Source organism: Lancefieldella rimae ATCC 49626 (assembly GCF_000174015.1).
GTDB lineage: Bacteria > Actinomycetota > Coriobacteriia > Coriobacteriales > Atopobiaceae > Lancefieldella > Lancefieldella rimae.
In genome coordinates this window covers 1-6,495 of record NZ_ACFE01000006.1, presented here as the reverse complement: position 1 = coordinate 6,495, position 6,495 = coordinate 1, and the positions used below count along the sequence as shown (strand labels likewise).

The 6,495-nt window shown below is 43.1% G+C and carries 5 protein-coding genes; all 5 read right to left on the bottom strand.

Annotated elements, in window-relative coordinates; genetic code table 11:
* Window positions 1-18: 18 nt before the first annotated feature.
* Entirely contained in the window at window positions 19-951 is a 933-nt protein-coding gene (locus ATORI0001_RS07550; RefSeq protein ID WP_003150641.1) for a site-specific integrase, read from the bottom strand.
* Window positions 952-1,127: 176 nt separating this feature from the next.
* Window positions 1,128-4,265, bottom strand: coding sequence for a type I restriction endonuclease subunit R, EcoR124 family (locus tag ATORI0001_RS07545; RefSeq protein ID WP_003150643.1), 3,138 nt, complete (start codon window positions 4,263-4,265; stop codon window positions 1,128-1,130).
* Window positions 4,266-4,280: 15 nt separating this feature from the next.
* Window positions 4,281-4,856: a restriction endonuclease subunit S gene (locus ATORI0001_RS07540; RefSeq protein ID WP_003150640.1), complete on the bottom strand. Its 576-nt coding sequence runs from the start codon at window positions 4,854-4,856 to the stop codon at window positions 4,281-4,283.
* A 2-nt stretch (window positions 4,857-4,858) separates the two neighbouring features.
* Window positions 4,859-5,854 carry a Fic family protein gene (locus tag ATORI0001_RS07535; RefSeq protein ID WP_003150639.1) on the bottom strand — a complete coding sequence of 332 codons (996 nt, stop codon included), beginning with the start codon at window positions 5,852-5,854 and terminating at the stop codon, window positions 4,859-4,861.
* Between the two features lie 9 nt (window positions 5,855-5,863).
* Window positions 5,864-6,495: restriction endonuclease subunit S (locus tag ATORI0001_RS07530; RefSeq protein WP_222926887.1), on the bottom strand; the 632-nt coding region annotated here is incomplete at its 5' end.

Sequence of the window (6,495 nt, the reverse complement as noted above, 5' to 3'; positions counted from 1 at the left end):
CTGCTCTACAGAATAGACTTAAACGAGGCTGGTTAAAGATCGCATTACCAGATCAACATCTTTATTTTCAAGCTCTTGAATAATATGCAAGTAGGTCTTCTCGGTCGTATTCATACTTGCATGGCCAAGCCTTTTTGCAACACTTGCAATTGAGACTCCTGCAAACAATAGCAGCGAAGCGTGAGTGTGGCGTAGACCATGAACAGAAATGATTGGAATTCCAGCATCAATACACCTGCGCTCAAGAACGGAGTTTATGGTCGAGTTGTATACACGTCGCTTTTCACAAACAAACAAAGGATCGTCTTCATTCAATCCGCGAACCAAGGTTGAAAACTGAACGATAAGCTGCCAATCAATCTGGACCTTCCTGTTTGATGACCTATTCTTTGTAGCCACAAATCCGCCGCCATTTTTATAGTCCCAGGTCTTATCTATCGAAAGCACCTGCCTTGTAAAATCAAAGTCTCTAGGAGTAACGGCAAGTGCCTCTGAGAACCGTATGCCTGTTTTAGCAATGAGTAGAATTAGCCAGTCCCAGTTAATATTCTCCCCAAGTTCTAATGTAGTAATAAGCCGATGGAGCTCATACTGATTGAGGTACTTTCCCTTTTTAGGTCTTGGAGACTTCCCTTTAACAATTGCTTTTCTCGTTGGGTCACGTTCAATAAGACCTTCATCTACGGCATCAAGGATTGCTCCTTTTAGCTGGTGATGAAAGTCCATTGTTGTTTGACGTTCATGGTAAATCGCGTATTCGTTCAGAAGAGCTTGATAGTTAATTCTTGTGAGATCTCCAACCTTTAAATCAGGTACTAGTCTCTCGAGCCAAGAGTATGCGAGCTGGTATTTTTTAAGAGTAACAGAACGAACTGCCCCTTCTTTATATACGGCAATCCAGTTTTGATAGTAGTTCGTGAATAGGTCGTTTTGAGTAATATCGCTCAGCATCAGACCCTCCCTTCCTCACAGCAAGAGCGACTTACGCAGATGAGGGAATCTTTAGCTTTACATAAAAGCAAGACTAACTTCAATTAGAAGATAGTCTTGCTGATAAAGATAGAGAGGTCGTTAGACAATCAACAACATCTCAGGATGGGTCGCCAATAAACTACTTACCTGTATCCCTATAAATCAAATCCACCAGACAGAATGAAGTTTCGAAGCAAATTATCAACTTTTATACTCACTTGATATGGAAGTATTGATTTTCCTTCACGTTCTGAAAGGAATTTTTGTGCCTTGGAGCGATCTACGGTATCCTTCAAAGCAGTAAAGCGCCCGAACTGATCAATATTGCTTTCATCGACGTGATAAGACATAAGCTCCTTGAGCTTCTTCTCGTCCACTCCTAAGGCATCAACTATGGATTTTACCTGTGCGTTTTTACCCTCCAGCTGAAACTCATTAATGTAGTCAAGGAAGGTCATGCCTTCTCTTACATCCAATTCACCGCACTCTGCAGCATGAATAACACTTTCAGCATATACTTGTTGCTCTTTGTCGAGGGATGCAAATGTACCGTGTAGCTCCTCAAGAGCTCTCTCAAGTTCTTTTCCACCTGTATCAAGACGCTTGAGCCACTTTTGAAAGTTATCGTTCATATATTCCGTATCTATACGACCGGTATCGATCTCTGTTAGATAGCCATGTATATCAAAAGGTACATCGATAGACCCCTCACCTTCACTGCCTGTAAAAAGCTCCTTGTAACGCTTGGCAAGGATAAGATAGACATTCTCGTCTAACTCAAGCTTAACGACAGTAGTGCCTTTCTCACTTTCGAACGTATACTCGAGCTGCTCCCAGGTAAATCCCTGAATCTTAGCTGCTTCAAGATGGTCGGAAAGAGTCTTGAATAGCTGCGCAAATTTTGCACAAGCAGCCTCAGATTCCGGGATTTTGACGAAGTTCTCAACGCCTGCCGCCTCAAAGACATCCTTAATTTGTAAATAGGTTGAATTCATCAACTCAAGGTTTCTCTCAAGCTTATCTACAAAAAGTCCCATTGGACGGTCACCGGAGTAGAGCTTGACAGCTTTCTCTACGTTTTTCTCCATAGTATGAGGCTTGCGATAATAACGAATTACACCAAAGGGTTTCTCAGGGCCAAAGAGCCTGTTCGTTCTAGAAAACGCTTGAATAAGATACTCGTATTCAAGCACCTTGTCTAAATAAAGCGTATTGATCCATTTGGAATCGAAACCTGTAAGCATCTGATCTACAACAATCAAAAGATCGAGCTGCTCTTCCCTCTTGATACCGGTATAAGGCCTCTTATGCGCAAGTCGTGCAGCAGCATCTTTCTTAAACTGCGCATGACTGGAAATAGTGTAGTCTTTGTCAAAGAGCTCGTTATATCCTGTAAGAACTTCAACGAGACCGTCTTCTTTGAAGATAGCACCGCCATTATTATCTATATTGGGATCAAACAATGCCGTTATCTTGAGATTTGAGGCTCGGTCTCTGAACATTCGATAGTACGTAATGGCCTCAGGAATCGAACTTGTCGCGAAAATTGCGTGAAACATGCCCCCTTGAGAAAGGGTATTCCAGCCTTCAAGAATATCATCTACAACAGCAGAAAAGTGCTCTTCATTACCTGTCCCATCACTTCCCCGATATTGGCTGGGGTGTAGATAGTCCTCAATTCCTTTCACATGTTTTCCGATTTTTTTCGTATAACCTGCCATAGGCACTTCTGCCTTGTTCATAAAATAGAGGTACTTTTCTTTCTTGACAGGATCATCTAGAGCCTCTTCAACACTCTTAGCTTCAGCTTGCCTAAGAGCAACTGCAGTACGAACATCAGCATCCTTGTATGTAAGCACTTTATAGGGATCGAAACCTAAAACATTGTGGTCACGAATTCCATCGGCAATACTGTAGCGGTGAATTTCATCCCCAAATATATCTGTTGTTGTATTGAGCTTCTTTTGGTTTTCTTCTTGAATGGGCGTACCTGTAAAACCAAAGAACATAGCGCACGGAAATGCTGTACGTATTTCTTGCATCATCATGCCAAAAGTTGATCGGTGACACTCATCAACGATAAAAACTATCCGCTTGGAACGCATTTTCTCAAGATCTGCCGAGGTTAGACCATCTGCATCAACATGAATATTACTCATCTTCTGAATTGACGTTACGATAAGAGCATTTGCAGGATCGCTACTTTTAAGCTTTGCTTTAAGGACATCCGTGTTCTCAGTTGCCTGAACGCTTTGCGCATCATCAGCAAAATTTCGATATTCGTCAAGACTCTGAGTGCCAAGTTCAATGCGGTCAACTAAGAAGACAACTTTGTCAGCATCGTTCGAAGTAGCAATAAGCTGAGCACTTTTGAAACTCGTCATTGTCTTTCCGGAGCCAGTTGTGTGCCAGACATACCCACCGCGAGATCCTCTCTTATCCCATTTTGCATGTTTTACACGCTCAGAGATTCCTGCAGCTGCAAAGTACTGATAACTGCGCATGACCTTAAGCGTATTATCCTTACCGTCTGCCACTGTATAGAAGCCAATAAGCTGATGAGCCATAGGGATATAAAGGAGATAACGTACGACATCCTTCCAGTAATTAACAGGCTCGTTATTGAAATCACCCCAATGAAAACAATAGGACGAGAAATCTCCATCTGCACCCGGATTGGCAAAATAGATGCTCTCGTCTGGATTCATCGCAACAAATACTTGAACGAGTGCAAAAATTCCCCGAAAAACTCCTTCATGTGCATACTTCTCAATCTGATTACATGCCTGACTAATAGGAATCCCACTTCGTTTGAGCTCAAGATGAATAACAGGCATACCATTGATAAGCAGCGTCAGATCACCTCTACGCTGGTTAAGCATCTTTGATTTGGTTGAAAAGTAAGGCTGCTGAGCAATCTGATATGTACTTCTGCCACCTGCAATATCGAGGCGATTATAGATATAAAGGCTAACTTCCTTACCAAAATGAAGCTTGTCATCCTCGTTATCACGCTTAATGGAAACTGTTTTTCCATTTATAAAACCATTGAGACGCATAGGTGTTCGCAGCACCGTAATTTGTTCGATTATCTGGTGCATTTCTCCTGAGGTAAGTGGGAACCCATTAAGCCTATCTTGCTCTTTGTTATTTTTGAAAAGGATCTTAGCCCAATTGTCAAGTAGCTCCTTTTCAGTGGGATATTTTAGAACGCCATCCTTCCAACCATGCCGTTGCAGTTGCGCTATGACTGCTTCTTCAAAATCTGCTTCTGAGTTAAATATATCCGCCATTTTTATTCCTTACTTCTATATGAACATCTTCTCGAGCATGGATTGTTTGAGCTGTTTGAGTTTTTCAGACTTACGCTGATGAAGGGTGATGAGGGTATCGAGGTTCGCGAAGTAACGACCTATCTTGGCTGCTTCACGGCTGCTGGGGACTGCTATAGCAAATGCTTTAACCTTATCGGCATTTAGATTTCGCTGCGTCCCTGTCGAAATATAAGGTTCCCATTCGAAGCCTGCGTCCGCTTTTTCGAGTCTCGTGAATACAAAGTCTCTAATGGCGACGTCTTCGAAAACCATGTTATAGAAAGCCTGGCTAGTGGCAGTATCTTGCCTGATAATGCCTACTTTTCCGACGCTCGCATACATCGCAAGGCTTACTGCGCCAGCTGGAACAATCCATGCCGCACTATTGCGCAAGCCTTCTTCAGTGAGCGTTTTGGCCGTATGCGCAATATCCCTTCCCTCAATGTCGGCAATACCGAGAAAAGGTATTTCTCCCCCGTAGTAATTTGGGTTAGTTGCTGAGGGTGTTCCACCCGAGCCACCCAACTGGATAATTTCACCCAACTTACGCTGTTCCCAAGAAGAAGGCATTCCTATCGCACCTCCCAGCGACCATTTCGGTTGGCACCAATGCGGACAAGCTTTTTATCTTGCTTTAAACTTGAAACGATTCGCTCGGCTTGACGAATGCTTACCCCCAGCTCAGATGCCATTTGCTTAACAGTCATGCTCGGGTTCTTGCGCACAAGTAAAAGTAATCGTTCACGCATATTTTCTGCTTCATTTTTTATACCGTCATTTATACCGTCATTTATACCGTCATCATTGCCGGAAGTAATCACATCATCAAGTGCCTGTGAAATCATACCAAGCATGAATTCAATGAATTGTGTGCAGTCCCCCTGCTCATCAGAACCAGCAAGTGTATCGTAGTAGTCTTCTTGGTGTTCCTTAACTAGTGTCTCAACAGGAAGCCATGCAAAAAGGTCGTTCCATCTACTCAAGATAAGTGTCTGCCAGAGCCTACCCATACGACCATTACCATCTTGGAAAGGATGGATGAACTCGAATTCATAATGGAATACACACGAGGTTATAAGCGGATGAACCTCACCGGAAGCAAGCCATGAGAATAAATCAGCTAGAACGTTTGGGACGTACTTTGCTGGTGTGCCGGCATGTATAAGTTTGTCTCCTGCAAAGACGCCAACGTTGCCGCTACGCAGTCTACCAGCTTCGGAAACAAGTCCGCCCATGAGTTGCTTGTGAGCCCGCAAGAGATCGTCTATTGCAAGAGGGTCGAACGAATTAATATCCTCATAAACCTTAATGGCATTTTGCACTTCAAGAAGGTCTTTGGGTGGTGCGATAACATGCTTACCCTCAATTACTGCCGTAACTTGTTCGAGCGAGAGCGTGTTGTTCTCAATAGCAAGTGAAGAGTGAATGGTTCGTATACGGTTCTCCTTGCGAAGCTGCGGGCTTCGACTGAGCTGGCCGTATGCATCCACCTGACCAACCTTTTGGGCAATGTCGGCAACATAATCGAGCATCTGGTTATTGAGAGTAAAAGGCGGCTGATATGACATGGATTTTCCTTACACGAACATCTTCTCGAGCATGGATTGTTTGAGCTGTTTGAGTTTTTCAAGCTTACGCTGATGAAGGGTGATGAGGTGGTCAAATTTCTGAAAATAATAACCAATTCTTTTGCGTTCTTCAGTGTCACTGGGATAATTGATTGCTGTATTTCTGAGCTCATCACCACTAATTGAGTCAAAGGTAGAACCTGCAGATACAGTAGTCCAATAGCCATCAGATTCTATTTTTGATAATGCTTGGAATAGGAATTCATCACCTTTTATCCCAGCAACGCCACGACCTAATACCACGTCAAACGCAGTTTTTCCCATCGCGCCGACAGGTGCTCTAACGCTCATAATCAAATCACCGCGACTGGCAGTCTTAGTAATTTCAGTTGTCCAGACACGAGGATAAACCCATCCATTCTTAAGATCTGCGTTTCCCTGTACCAAAATTGCATCGTTTGGGTTGTCTGTATAACAGGTGCCACTTGGCGATTGTCCCATTGTAACTTCAGCTATATCACCCAACTTACGCTGTTCCCAAGGGTCAGTAAAACCTGCAAATCGAACTTCTGGTTTATTTTCTCCCTCTCGAGGGAACATTTTTTCGAGTAAAGACTTTTTCAAAACAGAAAGCTTTTCAT